Genomic DNA, 17,384 nt, shown 5'->3' with positions numbered 1-17,384 from the left:
TGCTCGGCGGGGGCGTCGGGCGCGGTGTCCAGGGCGGTGCGCAGCGGCAGGCATCCGCTGGGCACCGTGCCGTCGGGCGGGCCCATCACCACCAGGGTGCGCAGCGCGGGCAGCGCGTCCCGCGTCCTGGCCGGCAGGCGGGCCGTGGCCAAGGACACCAGGGCGATCCGGGCGGCGGCCGCGGCCAGGACGTACCGCAGCCCGTCCTTGCCGGTCAGCGGGTTGACCAGGACAACCGTGGCACCGGCGCGTATCACTCCGTAGTAGGCGGCCGCGAAGACGGGGTCGTCGAGGACGCCCGCGACGGCGACATGCACGCCGGGCCGGCCGGCGGTCTCCTGCTGCACGAACGCGGCGATCCGGCCGGCCTGGGCGTCCAGTTCGCCGTAGGACAGCGCCGTGCGCGCGGCGCGGACGGCGACGCTGTCGGGGCTGCGGGCGGCGGCCGTGCGCAGCAGGCCGTCCACCGGGAGGCCGGGGTACGTCAGGTGCGCCACGGCTGGTGTCCTCCGGGTCTCGGCGGGCGGCGCGTGCACCGCTGGGGGCTCTCACGTTCTGCCTGTGCGCTCGAGGACCGTTCGAAGAGCGCTCGCGGCCCCTGGCGCACCCGGGTACGGCGTCCTCCGTGACGGCCTCCGTGACGGCCTCCGTGACGGCCTCCGTGACGGCCTCCGTGACGGCCTGCCGCCGAGGCGTCCGGCGGTCCGGCGGTCCGGCGGCGGGGCCGGTGGGCCGGTGGGGGCCGGCCTGTCCGGGCCGCCGCGGGCGGGGGTGTCAGGTGTGCTCTGTCCGGGGGCCTTTTTCGAACAGGTCGGTCAGGTCGGTGCGTACGGTGACGGCGTCGGCGCCGTGGGCGATGCGGTGGGTGCGGTGCTCGCCCAGCCGGGAGCGGGTGAGCAGTGCGGCGGCGCCGGAGCGCAGCTGTGCGGTCACGGGTCCGCCGCGGCCGAGCGGTGCCCTGGGCCTGTATCCGCTCCCATGCGGTGCACGGCCGCGGCCGTGCGGGCGCGCCGCTGCTGGTAGGGCGGCAGCCGCATCCGGCTGGTGTCGCCGGCGTGGAGCGCGTCGAGCAGCACGGGGTGGGCGGCGGCCGCGTCCTGCAGGGCGAGGTTGATGCCCGCCGGCGGGCCGGCGGTGCCGCAGCGCGCCGGGGGCGCGGGCGGGGCCGGTGCCAGGCGCCCAGCGACGCGGCAGGCCTCTCCCGGCGGCCGGGGTGGTGCGGGTCCGCGGACGAAGAAGGGGCCGCCCGGCTGTTCGTCGCGCATCGGCCGTTCCTCCTGGTGGGTCCGCGCCTGATGAGGGTGGCGCCGGCGCCTGGAGTGCCGTTGGGGTTCAGACCGCGTACAGGTTGAAGGTGGAGGTGCGGCGCGGCCCGCACACCACGTCCAGGGCCGGGTCGACGGTGAGCATCGCCTGGTGCAGCCGTTGCAGCTGCGGCGAGGGCTCGATGCCCAGTTCCTCGATCAGACGCATGCGCAGCCGGCGGTAGACGTCCAGTGCCGTGGCCTGCCGGCCGGAGCGGTAGAACGCCACCATGGCCTGGGAGTGCAGCCCCTCGTGCTTGGGGTGACGTGCCGTCAGGTCGGTGAGTTCGGCGATGAGTTCGGTGTGCCGGCCGAGTCTGAGGTCGGCGTCTATGCGCCGCTCGACGGTGACCAGACGGCTCTCCTCGAGCCGCATGACCTCGATCTCGAGGATGGGACCGACGCGTACGTCGACCAGCGCGGGTCCCTGCCACATGGCCAGGGCGTCGCGGAACAGGTCCGCCGCCCGTGTGTCCTGGCCCTCCTCGCAGGCCGACTGTCCGGCCGTGACCAGCTGTTCGTAGCGGTGGACGTCGACGCTCTCGGGCGGGATCTGCAGCACGTAGCCGCCGTGCCGGGTGGCCAGCACCTCCTTGGCCGTTCCGGGGGCGTCGGGGCCCATCGCGGTCCCCAGGCGGCGGCGGAGCTGGAGGATGTACGTCTGCATGGTGGTCATGGCGCTCTGGGGCATGTGGGCGCCCCAGATCTCCTCCATGAGCATGGACACGGGCATCACCCGGCTGGGGTAGAAGGCGAGCAGGGCGAGCATCTGCCTCGGCTTGCCCGCGGTCGGGACGATCGACACCCCGTTGACCTCAGCGCTCAACGGTCCCAGGACCTGCAACTCCATGGTTTCCTCCCCGTATCGATCGAGTTCCCTCGATGGCTTGAGAGCCGTCGGCCGTTCAGCACGCTAGCCCCGTTCCCGCCACCCCCCTCGGTAGCTCCAGCCAAGTTCGAGTGACCTTCCACAGCCGGGGCCCGCCCCGCCGGGCCGGTCCGCTCAAGAACGCTTGTACGGATGGTGGAACCTGCCTCGTGCGCCCGGCCGCCGCCCCGGCCGGGCGGATATCGTCCGACCGGCCGGGCGCCTCACCCGCGCTCACCAGGTGCCCGGGCGACGAGCACCGCGGGGCCGCCAACGGCCACCGCCGCCCGGCCGGCAGCCGACGGCCATGGCCATGGCGATGGCGATGGCCAGCCGCCCGGCCATCGGCTGCCGGCTGTCGGCTGTCGGCTGCCGGCTGTCGGCTGTCGGCTGTCGGCTGTCGGCTGTCGGCTGTCGGCCAGGAGGGGAGTCACGATGGAGCTGCGGCTGTTGGTGTTTCGCCACGCCGGTGGTTCCCCTGCGGCCTGCCGTGAGCGGCCGCGCCGGTTCCCCGGCGGCTCGCGGATCGCCGGGGGCGTCCGCCGGGCCGGACCGCACCGCGCGGTGGCGCGGTGAGCGTGCCGGGCGGGGGCGCGGCGTCCGCCGCCGGAGCGGACAGCGCCGGGGTTCTTGCCGTGCCCGCCGGGGGGACGGAGTTCCGGCTGCTGGGGCCGGTGGAGATACACGACGGCCGCACGGGCGAGGACATCGTGCCGCCGGGGTCCAAGCAGCGCGCCCTGTTCTCGGCGCTGGTGCTGTGTGCCGGCCGGCTGCTGTCCGCCGAGGAGCTCACCGAGGAGCTGTGGGGCGGGCACCCGCCGTCGAACGCGGGGAACGCGCTGCAGGCGCATGTGGCCCGGTTGCGGCGGCTGCTGCCCGAGCCGCGCCTTGCGGTGCCCGGCCACGAGTGGATCACCACGCTGCCGACCGGCTATCTGCTGAGCCTGGGCCGCGCCACCACCGATGTCGAACGGTTCTGCCGGCTCTCGGCGAAGGGCCGGGCGGCGGCCGCCACCGATCCGCGGTCCGCGGCCCGGCTGCTGCGCGGCGCGCTGGCCCTGTGGCGCGGGCCGGCGCTCCAGGACAGCCGGTACGGGCCGATCTGCACGAGCGAGGCGGACCGGCTGGAGGAGAACCGCCTGAGCGTGCTGGAGACGCTGTACGAGGTGTGTCTGCGCTGTGCGCAGCACGACGAGATCACCGGCGAGCTGGAGAAGCTGACGGCCGATCATCCGCTGCGCGAGCGGTTCTACGACCTGCTGATGGTCGCCCTGTACCGCGGCGGCCGGCAGGCCGAGGCGCTGGGTGTCTACGAGCGGGCCCGGCGCCGTCTGGTGGAGGCCCTGGGGATCGAGCCGGGTCCGGTGCTGCGCGGCCGGCTGGAGGCGATCCTCAACCATGCCCCCGACCTGTCCGTCCCGGCCCGCCCGGACCTGCCGTCCGCTGCGACGACACCGGCGCAGGCGCAGGCGCTGGAACTGGGCGCCGAGATCGCCCGGCTCCAGCAGCGTGTCGAGGAACTGGGCCGCCGCCAGGAGGTGTTGCTGCGCCGCTTCGACGCCCTGGCCACCCGGCTGCCGGGGACGACGTAGCCGCTCGCCGCAAGCCGGAGGCGGCGTGACGGCACGCGGCACGCGGCACGCGGCACGCGGCGTGGGGCGTGGGGTTCGGGGTGCGGGGTGCGGGGCGGTGGACCGTCCAGGAGCGCGGGAGCGGGGCGTGCCGGCTGGTCCTGCTGCACGACTTCACCGTGGGCGGTGACCGCGCCGAGGACGCCGAGTGGGTCCGCCGGGCCACCGACACCAACAGCAGGGCGGAACTCTGCCGGCTGAAGGACCTCGCCGAGCGGTGGGAGCGACTGGATCAGCTGGTGCTGTCCTTCGAGGACAGCATCCGGGTCCAGGGCCCGCCCGAGCCGGTCTACGGCTTCCTCCACCGCGTCGCCGACTGGCCCCGGCTCCTGCCCCGCGTCGCCCGCCTGGAGGTGGCCGAGGACACCCCCGGCGTGCAGGTCATGACCATGGACACGCGGACCGCCGACGGCGCCGCGCACACCACGCAGTCCGTACGCGTCTGCTTCCCAGACAGCGGCCGGATCGTCTACAAGCAGACCCGCACACCGGCGCTGATGCACTCCCACACCGGCCAGTGGTCCGTCGTCCCGGACGCGTCGGGTGTCACCGTCACCTCCCGGCACACGGTCCTGCTGCGGGAGGAGGCCATCGGGCCCGTCCTGGGCGAGGGCACCACCGTGGAACAGGCCCGCCGCTGCCTGCGCCGGGCACTGGGCCACAACTCCACCGCCACCCTCGCCCTGGCCAAGCGGCATACGCAAGCCACCCCACACGGCCCCCCACACGGCCCGGTGACAGCACCGGCTGCGCGCCCGCGCCCGGCGGGCCGGGCACCTCGGTGACCGTGGGCCCGCCGCCCGGCCCACGGCCGGCAGGCAGGCAGGCAGGCAGGCCAGCGGGCCGGACACCTGCCCCGCCCGCCCTGCCCCCCTGCCTGCCCTGTCCCTCTGTCCCTCTGTCCCTCTGCGGTCCTGCACCCGGCCTACACCCGGGCGCGGGCGGGTTCGGGCAGGGGCAGCAGCCGGGGAGCGGCTCGCCCCCACGGGAATCCGTGGTGCAGGTGGAGCACGGCCTGTGTGCCGGTGTCGGCCAGGACGGCCACGGCGGCCAGCACGCCGGGCACCGGCTCCAGTTCCACAAAGCGCCACCGCGGGTCGGCGTCGTTGTCGGGCGGCCGGAAGCCGGTCACCCCCAGGTCCTCGGCCAGGGTGAAGGAGAACGCGTCGAAGGGCAGTGCGAGGCCGAGGCCGCGGGCCTTGGAGTAGGCCTCCTTCAGTGTCCACAGCCGCAGCACCCGCCGGTCGCGGGCCCGGCCCGGCGCGGCCCGCGCCACCCACCGGCGCTCGTCCTCGGCGAAGGACGCCACGACGGCGTCGAAGCCCTGGCCGCCGCGGTCGAGCCGCTCCACGTCCACCCCGATGCGGTGGCGGCGCACCACGCCGAGCAGGTTGTGGCCGCCCGAGTGGGAGAGGTTGAAGTCCAGCTCCCGGCCCCCGCGCGGCAGCCCCTCGGGCGGTTTGTGCAGGAACGGCCGGCCGCGCGAGGAACGCCAGATCACCGCCTCGGCCTCCGGGATACCGCTCTCCAGTGCCAGGACGCGTCGTACGAGGGCGTGGGCGACGAGGTACTGGCGCCGGTCGCGTTCGAAGAGGAAGCGGCCCGCGGTCTCCCGCTCGTGCTCGTCCAGCCAGTGCGCGGCCAGGATCGCGGTCATGCCGGGGGCGAGTTCCTCGTTGGGGCAGAACCACAGTTTCACCGGCTGCGGCCCCTGCCGGGCAGAGGTGTGCCGCCCCGGGTCCTGGCCGGTCATCCGGCCCGCTCCGTACCGGACGCCGGGGTACCGGACACCGGAGAGCCGGACGCCGGGGTGGCGGGGGCCGGGGTGGCGGGGGCCGGGCCGGACGCCGGGGTGGCGGGCGCCGGGCCGGACGCCGGGGTGGCGGGCGCCGGGCCGGACGCCGGGGTGCCGGGGGCCGGGGTGCCGGGGGCCGGGTCCAGCCACAGCGGCCGGCGCAGGAACGCCGAGGGCGGCGGTACGGCGGCCGGTGTCCCGGCACCCGGACCCGGTTCCAGCGCGGCCCAGTCGACGTCGAGCCCGGACAGCCACAGCCCGGTGAGCTGCCGGAGGTGTCCGCCCCGCCACAGCGCGGCCAGGTAGGCGCCGGTCTCCGGCAGGGCGCCCAGGCCCATCGGGTCGCCGCCGTGCCCGCGCAGGTCGGCGTAGCGGACGTCGCCGCCGGCGGCCGGGTGTCCGGCGAAGCGGCGCAGCCCGGCGACGAGCCGGGGCAGGTCGGTGACGAGCAGCGCGATCCGGCAGGGCAGGGCGGCCCGGCCGGTGCGCAGGGCCCGCGCCACGTCGGCGAGGACCGGCCCGCCGGCCGCGCCTCCGCCTCCGCCTCCGCCGTCGCCGTCGCCGTCGGGCGGTGGGGTGGGCCGGGTGAGCCAGTCGGCGAGCCTGGCGGCGGTGGCGGCGAGGTGGGCGGGCGTGGGCGCGGACACCACCACCAGTTCCTCGCGGCCGGGGGTGTCCTCCGGTGCCGGGGGGCGGTGCGCCGGCGGGGGCGCGAGGTGTTCCTGGAGGACGACGCGTGCGGTGAAGCCGCCGTCGGCCGCCACCTCGACCGTGGCGGTACGGGGCGTCGGGCGCCCCTGTCCGTCGCGGGGGCGCGGCCACGGCCGGGCGGTGGGCCGGCTGGCCGCGGGGGCGAGGGTGCCGTGGCCGAGCTGGAGCACGGCGGCGGTCAGGGCCGCCAGTCCGGTGGCCGCCCCGGCGTCGCCGATGCGGCGCACGGTCGCCTCGCGGGTCTCGTGCAGGCCGGCGGCAGGCGCGGGCGCGGGGGGCGGGGCGAATCCGCTGGAGGTGGCGCGGATGACGGCATACACCCGGTCCCCGTCCGCGAGCGCCCGGCGCAGCGGTTTGACGACGGCCGCGCCGACGCCCTCCCCCGCGGCGTCCCGGGCCCGTGAGGGGTGCAGCAGCAGTTCGGCGGCGCCGACGACGGCGGCGGCGCATTCACCGCGGCGCAGGGCCTGCACGGCGAGGTGGAGGGCGGTCAGGGCCGAGCACTGGGCGGTGTCGACGGCCTGCCCGGGCCCGCTCAGGCCGAGCAGCGCGGCCAGCCTGCCGGGCAGGCCCCAGTGGCCGCTGCGGGGCACGGCGGGCCGGCCGCGGCTGAAGGACGCGGCGGCCAGCAGCGCGTAGTCGCCGGCGCTGGCGCCGACGAAGACACCGACCGCGCGCGGGGTGCCGTCCGGGCCGCGCAGCGCGTCCAGCCGGGCTCCGGTGCAGCCCGCGTCCTCCAGCGCTTCCCAGGCGGTCTCCAGGAAGAGCCGCTCCTGCGGGTCCGTCAGAGCGCCTTCCTCGGGGGCGAACTGGAAGAACTCCGCGTCGAAGTCGGCGGCACCGTCCAGGAAGTGCCCGCGCTGCCCCTCCTCCAGGGGGGAAGGGCCGGGCCGGCCGGCGGGCGCGTCCGAGGAGGTGTCACGGCCCTCGCGGAGGTTGTCCCAGAAGACGTTCAGGTCCGCCGCCGCAGGGTAGCGCCCGGCAAGGCCGACGACGGCGTAACCGTCCTCCACACCCGGGATGTCACCGCCCGCCGCCGGTACGGCCCCGGCCCCGGCCCCGGAGGGAAGGACCGGCCCGCACTCCGCCACGACGGGCGGAAAAGGCCGGGACACCGGTGCCCCCGGTGCGGGCGGTGCGGGCGGTGCGGGCGGAGACACCGATGCCCCCGGTGCCGCCGGGGACACAGGTGCGGCCGGGGACACAGGTGCCGCCTGGGACAGGGGCGCGGCCGGGGATACCGCAGGGGACACCGGTGGGGGCGGGGACACAGGTGCCGCCTGGGACAGGGGCGCGGCCGGGGACAGGGGCGGGGCCGGGGACGGGGGCGCGGCCGGGGGTACCGCAGGGGACACCGGTGGGGGCGGGGACGGGGGTGCGGGCCGGGGGGTTTCGGGTCCGCGCCGTGTCTGCCGCGTCAGCAGGCGGGTGGCCTGCTCGCGGTCGAGGGTTCCGGCCCTGAGCCGGGTGAGGATCTCGCGTTCGTCCATCGTCCGCGGCCGTCAGGCGCGCCGGGGCAGCAGTTCGAGCGCCTCGTCGACGGAGATCCGGTGGTCGGACACGGCGTCGAGGAGGGCAGCGAGTCCGATCGCCCCGGCGGCCGTACCGGACACCGGGACCTGTACCGGAAGCGAGACCGCGGGGACAGCCGCAGAAGCGGCCGCGAACGCGGGTGCGAACGCGGGTGCAGAAGCGGACACGGACGCGGGGGCGGGTGCGGGTGCGGGGACGGGGACGGTGGCGGACGCGGGTGCGGGGATGGCCGCGGGTGCGGGGACGATGGCGGCCGCGGGGGCGGCGACTGATGCGGATACGGGTGCCGGGACGGATGCGGATGCGGGTGCGGTGGCGGTGGCGGTGGCGGCGATGTGGGCGGCCAGCGCCGCGAGGCTGGTGTGGTCGTAGAGCGTGACGGGCCGCTCCCGCAGACCGTAGATGCGCCTGACCTCCGCCACGAACTCCGCCCCCAGGATGGAGTCCACGCCCAGGAGACTGAAGGCGGCCGTGGTGTCGATGTCCCACGGGTCGCAGCACAGGGTGCGGGCCAGTTCCTCGCGCAGCACGTCGAGGACCGCTTGCTTCGTGAACGCGGGCCCGGGCCACAGGAGCGCCGCCGGAGCGGGAGCCTGCCGGCCGCGGGCCGGGGGGCCGGAGGGAGCCGCGTGCGGGGTCTGCCGCTCGCCCGCCACGTACCGGGCGAACGCGAGGGGGGTGGGGTGGTCGAACAGGGCGTCGGCCTTGACGTCCGTGGCGTAGCGGGTGTTGACGGTGGCGACGAACTCGACGGTCAGCAGCGAGTCGAGTTCCAGCGACCGGAACGTCTGCCCGGGGTCGATCTTCTCGGCCTTCAGCCGCAGCACGGCGGCGAGGATCTCCACGAGTCCGGTCAGCAGATCGGCCGGCGGGGCGGGGAGCGGGGCGGCCGGGAGCGGCCGGCTGTCATCGATCATGTGTGACTCCAAGGGACGGTCCGTCCCGGCCGGCCGGCGACGGACGCTGCTGGGGGTGCGGGACGCGGCCGCCGGACGCGGCCGCCGGGGGCGGCGGGCACCGCGCCGAGGGGCGTGGCCGTTCAGGGCCGCTTCACCAAGGCCCCGCCCCCGGCCGGGGCGGGCCGGGGCGGGGCGGGGCGGCCGTGGGCGTCCCCGGGGATGCTCCGCCGCCGGGGACGGCGGCAGGCCCTCCCGCCACCCGCCCGCGTCGCGCCGGAGCCGGGGGCAGGACGTAGGCCGCTGCCGGACAGGACCGGCGCGGGCCGCCGCCCGCGCATCCGTGCGTCCGCCCCGGGGGCCGGAGCGGCGCCCGTACCGCCCCCGGCCCGGATCCCGCCCGCCTGCCCCGGGAGAGGTCACGCGCTGCTGAGGGCATGACGGCCGGTCAGCCGACGCGGGTGAGGCGCTCGTTGCGCACCGGCGTATCGAGCGCCGGCTCCGGACCGGCCACCAGGATCGAGCGCTGCAGCCGGCGCAGCCCGGCCGAGGGCTCCAGGCCCAGCTCGCGGACCAGGGCGTTACGCAGCCGCTGGTAGACGTCGAGGGCCTCACTGCGCCGGCCCGAGCGGTGCAGGGCCAGCATGAACTGGCCGTGCAGCTTCTCATGGGTTGCGTAGCGGCTGACCAGGACGGTGAGCTCGCCCAGCAGTTCGCGGTGGCGGCCCAGCCGCAGATCGGCCTCGATACGCTGATCGAACGCGCACAGCCGGGTCTCCTCCAGCCGCCTGGTCTCCATCCCCAGCTGCGGGCCGGTCTGTATGTCGGCCAGAGCGGCGCCGGTCCACAGCGCGAGGGCCTCGCGCAGGTGGCGGGCCGCGCCGGCGAAGTCACCGGCGTCCATGGCCCGGTACCCGCTGCCGGCCAGCCGCTCGAACTCCCCGACATCGCTGGCACCGCCCCAGGTGTCGAGCCGGTACCCGCCCGGCGTGGTGACCAGCACATCCTTGGCCGTACGCGCCGGGGCGCCCGCCGCGTCGCGCGCCAGGGCCGCGGAGATGAGCTCACGCAGCTGCAGCACGTAGGTCTGCAGCGTGGTGCGCGCACTGCGCGGGGGCCGCTCGCCCCAGAGTTCCTCGATCAGCGCGGCGACCGGCACCACCTGGTCGGCGTGCAGGGCCAGCAGCGCCAGGACCTGGCGCGGTTTCGGCGCCGTGGGAGTCACCGAGACCCCGTTCTCCCGGACGTCCAGCGCGCCCAGTACAGCGATGTCCATGCCGTCCCCCTCATTTGCTGCATGAAGTCCTGCACGAGTGCGAGCAAGTGGTCAGTCCTTTTCGCGCCTGGTCCCGGCGGAGCCGCTGCCGGCATGCCCCCCAGTAAAAAACGGCACGGACGGTTTGTCAATATCAAACCGTCCGTGCTGTTTTTTGTTCGCGCGACCGCCTCCGGCCCCACCCCGCAGACACGCCCCGGCAAACCCCCCGGCCACCGGGACGGCCGACGGCAAACGCGGGCACTTCACCGCACGCGGAGACCCACCGGCCTACCGGCGCGGGCACTTCACGGCGGGGAGACGCACGGGCGCACCGGCGCGGGCACTTCACCGCACGCGGAGACGCACAGGCGCACCGGCGCGGGCACTTCACCGCACGCGGAGACGCACAGGCGCACCGGCGCGGGCACTTCACCGCACGCGGAGACGCACAGGCGTACCAGCGCGGGCACTTCACGGCGGGGAGACGCACAGGCGCACCGGCGCGGGCACTTCACGGCGCGGAGACGCACGGGCGCACCGGCGCGGGCACTTCACCGCACGCGGAGACGCACAGGCGTACCAGCGCGGGCACTTCACCGCACGGAGGCGTACGGGTGTCCGGGTGTACGGGCAGGGGGCTTCCCGGCGGGGAGAGGTACGGGTGTCCGGGTGTGTGCGGGTGGAGTGCGCAGGGCCGGAGCGGTCCGGCAGGGTGTTACCGCCGCGGCCCGCTGTCGCCGGCGTCCCCGGGCACCAGGGCGTGCGGGGCGGTCAGCCGGGGCAGCAGCAGGCCCCACAGCCCCGTGACCTTCCGCTCGGAGAGCCACGCCCGGTCCGTGCCGGCGAGCACCTCGAAGCCGACCGTGGCGGCCACGACGGCGGTCGCGGCGTCATCCGCGGAGACCCCCTCGGCCAGCCAGCCGTCCCGTTCGGCGCGCAGCAGCGTCTCCTCCACCCAGCGCTGCCACTCCCCCCGCAGCGAGGAACCCTCCCGGCGGCGCGGACCGCCGCCCAGCTCGAACCCCGCCCGCACCACGACGTCATCGGCGATCCGGCCCATCAGGCCGTACGTCGCCTCCACCAGCACCCGCAGAGGGCCGCCGTCCTGGCGCAGGGCATCACGCACGACCTGCCGCATCCCTTCCAGCGCCTCGGCCTCGACCGCCTGCGCCAGCGCCTTCTTGCTCGCGAAATGGAAGTGCAGCGCACCGTTGCTGACCCCCGCCCGTCTGCTGATCGCCGACAGCGAAGCGGGCGCGAAGCCCTCCTGCGCGAACACTTCGGCCCCGGCACGGATGAGTGCCCCGCGGGTACGGGCCGCGCGCTCCTGCTTGACCATCGGCTGTCTCCTGGCTGGCACTGCGGTCCCGCGGCACCCCCGGCAACAGGGCGTGCGGCGTCCGGTGGATCATCGGTTCGCTCATCACACGAGGGCGGGTCGGGCGTGTCCGCGCACGGGCCGGCGCGCCACGCCCCACCCGCGCAGCACCGGACCCGGACGGACCGGCCACGCACCGGACGCCGACAGCCCGCCGCCCGGCGACACGGCCACGTCACCGGCCGTGTCACCGGCCGGTGACGTGGCCGGCCAGGCCGTGCCCCGGCCGCGCGGCCGGGGCACCCCGCCCCGGCCCGGCACACCGTGACCGCCCGCCCGCCCGGGGGAACCCCGGCTCCGGCACCGCGCCGACGCCGACGCTGGCACTGGCACTGGCACTGGCACTGGCACTGGCACTGGCACTGGCACTGGCAGACCGTCCCCGCACCCGCGTCCCCGCAGGTGCGTCCACGCGCGCGCCAGGCCCGTACCGGCGGGCACACCGTCCCTCACGACGCACCCACCACCGTAGGCCTTGCCACCGACCAGCCGGCGCAGGGCCCCCGCCCGCGCCGCACGCAGGAGTCCGCCCCCGGCCCGCGCCCCGGCACACACCCAGCGGCACCACGCCAACCCCGCCCCGCCCCGCCCCCGCCCGGCCCCGCCCGCGAAACCCCGGCACGCCACCGAGGACACCCACGCCCCGGACACCGGCAGACACCGCCCGCAGGCCCCGCCCCGCCCCCGCCCGGCCATCACACCAACGGGGTACGGCCCGTCCCCCCACCGGCCCGGCACCCGCCACACGCCGCCCCGGACCGCCCTGGCCCCGCCGAAGAGACCCGGACCGCGCGGCCGCCCGGCCCCACCGCCGGGACCCGGACGCGGGGCGGACCGCTCCGCTTACGGGCCGCCGCGCCGCCCCCCACCTGCCGCGCCGCGCCCGCCCTCCCGCCGCACGCGGCCCAAGCCCGCACACCGGCCCCCGGTGCCGCCCCCGCACACCGGACGGCACCCGCCACGCCAGACCCCTTCCGCGACAGACCGAAGGAGATCCCGCCCCCGCTCCCGGCCCGGCAGCCGGCCGCACGCTCCGCCGTACCGCGCAGCCGCTCCCCCTCACCGCCAACTCCCCGGCGGCCGGCAGCCATCACGCCCCCCGCACCAGCCCGGCCCGCCCCCCGCACCAGCACCGCCGGCCGGCCCCGCCGCCCGGACAGCCGGGCCGCCGCACAGCACGAACAGCACGAACAGCACCACGGCAACGGCCGCCAGTCCCCTCCCACCGGCCCCACCGCACTCCACCCGCAGCACCGGGGCCGCTCCACCACGCCCGTCCATGGATCCCTCCCGCCGGCCATGCTCCACCGCCGCCCTGGAGAAAACCCTTGGTTCCGCTTGAGCCCCGCCCGGCCCGCCGCGCCCGCACCCTCACCCCGCCCAAGTGCGCGGCAACCGCCGCCCGCACCCCCCGGACACACCCCACCGCACACCCCCCCGTTCCGGATTAGCGGAGTCCCGGCTACCGCTAGAAACAAAACCGGTTGGTATGTATGTTGGGGCGCCCAGAGGGCCCCAAGGCCCCCGCCAGGGGGCCGGACGGCCCACCTCCCACAGTCGTGTTCAAGGGGGATCAATGACCGCGAGCACATTCCAGGTCGAACACCCAACGCTCCGCACAGCACCGCCGAAAGCCCTCACCGGGGCCTCCAGCCTCCCCGGCGCCTTCGACCACCTCGCCCTCACCACCACCGTCCCCAAAGAGTTCGTCCACCGCGCAGCGGTCGCGGAAGTCCTGCTCACCGGCTGGGAACGCACCGACGACACCCGCTTCACCGTCAGAGCCCAATGGCCCCGCGCCCACAGCTTCTTCACCGCCGTCGAAGGCCGCCACGACCCGCTCATCGCAGCCGAAACAATCCGCCAGGTCGGCTCACTCCTGGCCCACGCAGAATTCGGCGTCCCCCTCGGCCACCACTTCCTGATGTGGGAACTCAACATCGCCGTACACCCCGAACAGCTCCACATCGGCGCCGCCCCCGCCTCCCTGGAACTCGACATCACCTGCCCCGACATCAAACGCCGCGGCCGCACCCTGGCAGCCCTGCGCTACGAAGCAGTGATCCGACGCGACGGACAACCCCTCGCCACCGGCAGCGCCTCCTACTCCTGCGCCTCCCCCACCGTCTACCAGCGCCTCCGCACCCCCCACACACCCCCCACCACACACCCCCGCCTCCCCCTCACCGCCCCCGTCGCACCACAAACCGTCGGACGCACATCCCCCACCGACGTCGTCCTCACCCCCCTCACCACACCCCACCACTGGCAACTACGCCTCGACACCCGCCACCCCGTCCTCTTCGACCACCCCGTCGACCACGTGCCCGGCATGGTCCTGATCGAAGCCGCCCGCCAGGCCACCGCAACCGTCCTGCCCCACCCCCTCCTCCCCCTCTCCCTCACCAGCACCTTCCACCGCTACGCCGAACTCCACACCCCCTGCATCATCAAAGCCACCCCCACCCCCAACCCCGGCCCCAACCCCGGCCCCCACACACCCGTCCAGATCACCGGCCACCAAAACGGCCAACCCGTCTTCCACTGCACCGTAACCCCCACCCCCCACTGACCAGCACAAACCACCCCACCCCACCCCACAGACACCAACCAACACACCAGGCACCCACACCACCACCCCACACCCAACAACCCACCCCCCCCACAGACACACCCCCAGCACCCCAGCACCCCAGCACCCCAGCACCCGAGCCGGTCTCCCCCTCCAGCCCGCACCCAGCCCCCAGCCCCAACTGCCGGAAGCCGGACCCAACACCCCCACAGACACACCCCCAAGGCAGACCCGACACCCCCGGCACCCCCACCCCCCGCTGCCGGAAGCCGGACCCAACACCCCTCAGGGCAGGCCCAACACCCCCCGGGACGGGAACCCAACACCCCCCAGGCACAGGTCAGGCACCCCGGGAGAACCCCCGCCACCGAAAAACCAAGCCCGCCGGACCCCCGGGAGCCCCCCACACCCGCGGGCGCAGGTCAGGCACCCCGGGGGAACCCCCGCCACCCAAGCCCGCCAAGACCACACACACCGGGAGCAGGCCCGACACCCCCCAACACCCCCGCGGGCAGAACCCCACACCCCCGCAGGCACACACCCCCAAAGACACGGCAACAAAACAACAGCGCCAGCCAGGAACAAACCAGCCACTACGACAGCCCCAAACCCCACCACCACACACACCACACACGAGCCAGCCCGAGCCAGCCCGAGCCAGCCCGACCCAGCCCGACCCAGCCCGACCCAGGCCAGGGCAGCCCGAGGCAGGCCGAGGCAGGCCGAGGCAGGCCGAGGCAGGCCAGGGCAGCCCGGAGCAGACCGGCGCGGCGGACATCACCCACACGAACCGGCCGCACCCCCACCCCCGGACAACCCACCACACCACCCGGGAAAGCACACCCCCACCACCCCACCACCCCACACCCCAGCACCCCGGCACCCCGGCACCCCGGCACCCCAACACCCCGGCACCCCAGCACCCCAGCACCCCAGCACCCCAGCACCCCAGCCGGTCTCCCCCTCCAGCCCGCACCCACCCCCGGCACCCGCACCCCGGCCCCCCGCTCACCGCACCCGGCACAGCGGACCACCCCACCCCCCACCCCACCCCCGCTGTAATATACGTACTAGGCGGTTTCTTTACCGGAGCCCGTCAGCCACGACACACACGGGGAGACCGCATGGCAAAACAGGACCGGGCCATCCGCACACACCGAACCATCCTCCTCGCCGCAGCCAAAGTATTCGAAGAACGCGGCTACCAAGCCGCCACCATCTCCGAAATCCTCAACTGCGCCGGAGTCACCAAAGGAGCCCTCTACTTCCACTTCCGATCCAAAGAAGAACTCGCCCTCGGCGTCCTCGACGCCCAGGACAACCACTTCCACATCCCCCGCAGACCCTGCAGAACACAAGAACTCGTCGACATCGTCATGCTCCACGCCCACCGCCTCCAGACCGACCCCATGGTCCGCGCCAGCGTCCGCCTCGCCATGGACCAAATGGCCACCACCCTCGACCGCACCGGCCCCTTCCAACGCTGGAGCCAACTCATCCAGGAAATCCTCGAAAACGCCCAAACCCAAGGCGAACTCCTCCCCCACATCCACCCCCCCACCACCTCCGACGTCATCGTCGGCTCCTTCGCCGGCATCCAATCCATGTCCCAAGCATTCACCGACTACAACGACCTCACCACCCGAGCCACCCACCTCCTACGCCACCTCCTCCCCACCATCACCCAACCCCCCATCATCACCAACCTCCACCTCACCCCCACCCGCGGCGCCCACGTCCACCAAGAAACCCAACAACCCCAAAACCAACCCACCACCACACACCTCGATGCCAGCGGCGGCACGCACTCCTAACACCCCACGCAGCACCGCAAAGCCGAACAAGCAACCCAATCCGCGCACACATCACACACACAAGCCCCCAAAACATACCAGGCGAGCGGTTTTTTCTGCGAAGCGGGTGAACATGAACACCACGCATACCCAGGAGGGTTGAGATGGCCTTCATTTCCCCTAGAAGTACGGCCGGGCCCACACGGACGTCGACGACCGACAACCGCGCCACCACGACGAGTACCGACACCGACGCGATCCTGGTGGTGGGCGGCACAGGATTCATCGGCAGCGCCGTACTGAAGGAGTTGGCCCGAGAACATCCCGCACACGGCCCGAGGCCCCTGCGCGTACTGTCCCGAAGACCGCCCCAGGCGGCCGAAGCCACCGGAGTGCGGCATGTGGCCGGCGATCTCGCCGACCCCCTCACCCTGCGTGACGTCTGCTCGGGAGTCGCGACGGTGATCCACGCCGCCAGTTACGTGGGACGCGACCGGCACAAGTGCCACGACATCAACCACCTGGGCACACAAGCCCTGCTGGCCGAGGCCCGCCGACACGGAGTCCGGCACTTCATCTACGTCAGCACGGCCTCAATCTACGGGATGGGCCCCCACCGCGGCCCGCACGAGGGGCAGTTGGAGCCTTCGCCGGTCTCACCCGCCAGCACCACACGCCTACGCGCCGAGGAAGCCGTACGGGCCGCAGGCGGCACTGTCCTGCGCCCTCACCTCATATACGGTGCCGGGGACCGCTGGTTCGTACCCACCGTGGCCCGCGTTCTTCGGCAGGTGCCGTCCTGGCCGGACGGAACACCGCCCCGATCCTCCGTCATAGCGGTCGAGGATCTCGCCCGAGTCATCGCAGCTCTGTCGCGGCAGCCCCGCCCGCACGGCAACGACGACACCTATCACGTGGCCGACCCGCGGCTGCTGCCCATGGACAGCCTGCTCGCACGCCTGCGGACCCTCCTGCGCCTGCCGGAAATCCAGCGGGTGCCGATCAGCGAACACCGCGGGCTGGTGAGACAACGGATACCGGAACTCTCCGCCCACCAGTACGCCCTGCTCACCGAGGACCACTGGTTCGACACCAGTCACATCTGGCACCACACGGAACTGGACCCGGGCCCGGGCTTCGACGAGCGCTTCGCCGCCTGCTCCGCCTGGTACGCACAGCACTTGAACCACGAAGCCTGACAGAAGCCACCCGAAGCCCCCGGGCAGACGCCCCCCGCCCCCCCTTGCAGCCGGGCCCCGGCCACCGCCACCCAGGCGGCGCGATCCCCCGCCGCCGCACCGTCGAGCACAGCGGGCCTCCCCCAGACCGCGCTGTCACGGCACCCATTGCACCGCGCCCCTGTGGGAGAGACGCGCTTGTTCCGCCCCAGGTCCGGACCCATGCCTCAGGACTCGCCGATGAACGGCCTGTACGGCCCCCGGCCCCCGGCCCCCGGCCCCCGGCCCCCGGCCCCCGCATGACGCCGTTGCGGCGCCGTTGCGGCGCCCCGGAGGCGTCACACCCGGTGCAGCCCACCTCCTCACTTCAGAAGCAACGAGCTTGCAGGACCATCCAGTTGAGAATGCCGGGCCCCTCTCCAGTGGCTTCGTAGGTGACGGTTGACGCCACCTGTAGGTCAGTTCTG

Annotated in this window: 13 protein-coding genes and 1 pseudogene; 5 read left to right on the top strand and 9 right to left on the bottom strand. The window is 74.7% G+C overall.

Annotated elements, in window-relative coordinates; translation table 11 throughout:
• Positions 1-119: 119 nt before the first annotated feature.
• From OG272_RS46115 to OG272_RS46100, 4 genes and pseudogenes are all read right to left on the bottom strand, one after another.
• Positions 120-467, bottom strand: a pseudogene (locus OG272_RS46115) (AMP-binding protein); the annotation flags it as partial.
• 307 nt (positions 468-774) lie between these two features.
• Entirely contained in the window at positions 775-933 is a 159-nt protein-coding gene (locus OG272_RS46110) for a hypothetical protein (protein ID WP_327726234.1), read from the bottom strand.
• Positions 930-1,265: a hypothetical protein gene (locus tag OG272_RS46105; protein ID WP_326573091.1), complete on the bottom strand. Its 336-nt coding sequence runs from the start codon at positions 1,263-1,265 to the stop codon at positions 930-932. The genes OG272_RS46110 and OG272_RS46105 overlap by 4 nt, the downstream gene beginning before the upstream one ends.
• Positions 1,266-1,332: 67 nt before the next feature.
• Positions 1,333-2,154, bottom strand: a complete 822-nt coding sequence (locus tag OG272_RS46100) for an AfsR/SARP family transcriptional regulator (protein ID WP_326573093.1) — start codon at positions 2,152-2,154, stop codon at positions 1,333-1,335.
• Positions 2,155-2,744: 590 nt separating this feature from the next.
• Here OG272_RS46100 and OG272_RS46095 point away from each other — a divergent pair.
• Positions 2,745-3,764, top strand: a complete 1,020-nt coding sequence (locus OG272_RS46095; RefSeq protein ID WP_326573095.1) for an AfsR/SARP family transcriptional regulator — start codon at positions 2,745-2,747, stop codon at positions 3,762-3,764.
• A 68-nt stretch (positions 3,765-3,832) separates the two neighbouring features.
• The gene (locus OG272_RS46090) at positions 3,833-4,588 is read left to right on the top strand and encodes an SRPBCC family protein (RefSeq protein ID WP_327726235.1); all 756 of its coding nucleotides are present in this window, start codon (positions 3,833-3,835) and stop codon (positions 4,586-4,588) included.
• A 140-nt stretch (positions 4,589-4,728) separates the two neighbouring features.
• On the opposite strand, the gene OG272_RS46085 is transcribed toward OG272_RS46090, so the two are convergent.
• From OG272_RS46085 to OG272_RS46065, 5 genes are all read right to left on the bottom strand, one after another.
• Positions 4,729-5,556, bottom strand: a complete 828-nt coding sequence (locus tag OG272_RS46085; protein WP_326573099.1) for a 4'-phosphopantetheinyl transferase superfamily protein — start codon at positions 5,554-5,556, stop codon at positions 4,729-4,731.
• The gene (locus OG272_RS46080) at positions 5,553-7,424 is read right to left on the bottom strand and encodes a beta-ketoacyl synthase N-terminal-like domain-containing protein (protein ID WP_327726236.1); all 1,872 of its coding nucleotides are present in this window, start codon (positions 7,422-7,424) and stop codon (positions 5,553-5,555) included. Before OG272_RS46080 ends, OG272_RS46085 begins: the two co-directional genes overlap by 4 nt.
• Positions 7,425-7,811: 387 nt before the next feature.
• Positions 7,812-8,759 carry a phosphopantetheine-binding protein gene (locus OG272_RS46075; RefSeq protein WP_328222125.1) on the bottom strand — a complete coding sequence of 316 codons (948 nt, stop codon included), beginning with the start codon at positions 8,757-8,759 and terminating at the stop codon, positions 7,812-7,814.
• Positions 8,760-9,186: 427 nt separating this feature from the next.
• Positions 9,187-10,014: an AfsR/SARP family transcriptional regulator gene (locus tag OG272_RS46070; protein ID WP_326573104.1), complete on the bottom strand. Its 828-nt coding sequence runs from the start codon at positions 10,012-10,014 to the stop codon at positions 9,187-9,189.
• Between the two features lie 697 nt (positions 10,015-10,711).
• The gene (locus OG272_RS46065) at positions 10,712-11,335 is read right to left on the bottom strand and encodes a ScbR family autoregulator-binding transcription factor (protein WP_326573106.1); all 624 of its coding nucleotides are present in this window, start codon (positions 11,333-11,335) and stop codon (positions 10,712-10,714) included.
• A gap of 1,615 nt (positions 11,336-12,950) precedes the next feature.
• Between OG272_RS46065 and OG272_RS46060 the strand changes: the two genes are divergently transcribed.
• From OG272_RS46060 to OG272_RS46050, 3 genes are all read left to right on the top strand, one after another.
• Complete coding sequence (locus OG272_RS46060; RefSeq protein ID WP_327726238.1) at positions 12,951-13,946, top strand: ScbA/BarX family gamma-butyrolactone biosynthesis protein; 996 nt, start codon at positions 12,951-12,953, stop codon at positions 13,944-13,946.
• A 1,124-nt stretch (positions 13,947-15,070) separates the two neighbouring features.
• The gene (locus OG272_RS46055; RefSeq protein WP_326585311.1) at positions 15,071-15,760 is read left to right on the top strand and encodes a ScbR family autoregulator-binding transcription factor; all 690 of its coding nucleotides are present in this window, start codon (positions 15,071-15,073) and stop codon (positions 15,758-15,760) included.
• Positions 15,761-15,903: 143 nt separating this feature from the next.
• The gene (locus OG272_RS46050) at positions 15,904-16,938 is read left to right on the top strand and encodes an NAD-dependent epimerase/dehydratase family protein (RefSeq protein ID WP_405895962.1); all 1,035 of its coding nucleotides are present in this window, start codon (positions 15,904-15,906) and stop codon (positions 16,936-16,938) included.
• Positions 16,939-17,384: the final 446 nt, after the last annotated feature.

The organism is Streptomyces sp. NBC_00104, assembly GCF_045160825.1.
Lineage (GTDB): Bacteria > Actinomycetota > Actinomycetes > Streptomycetales > Streptomycetaceae > Streptomyces.
This window is presented reverse-complemented; position numbering and strand designations above follow the sequence as displayed.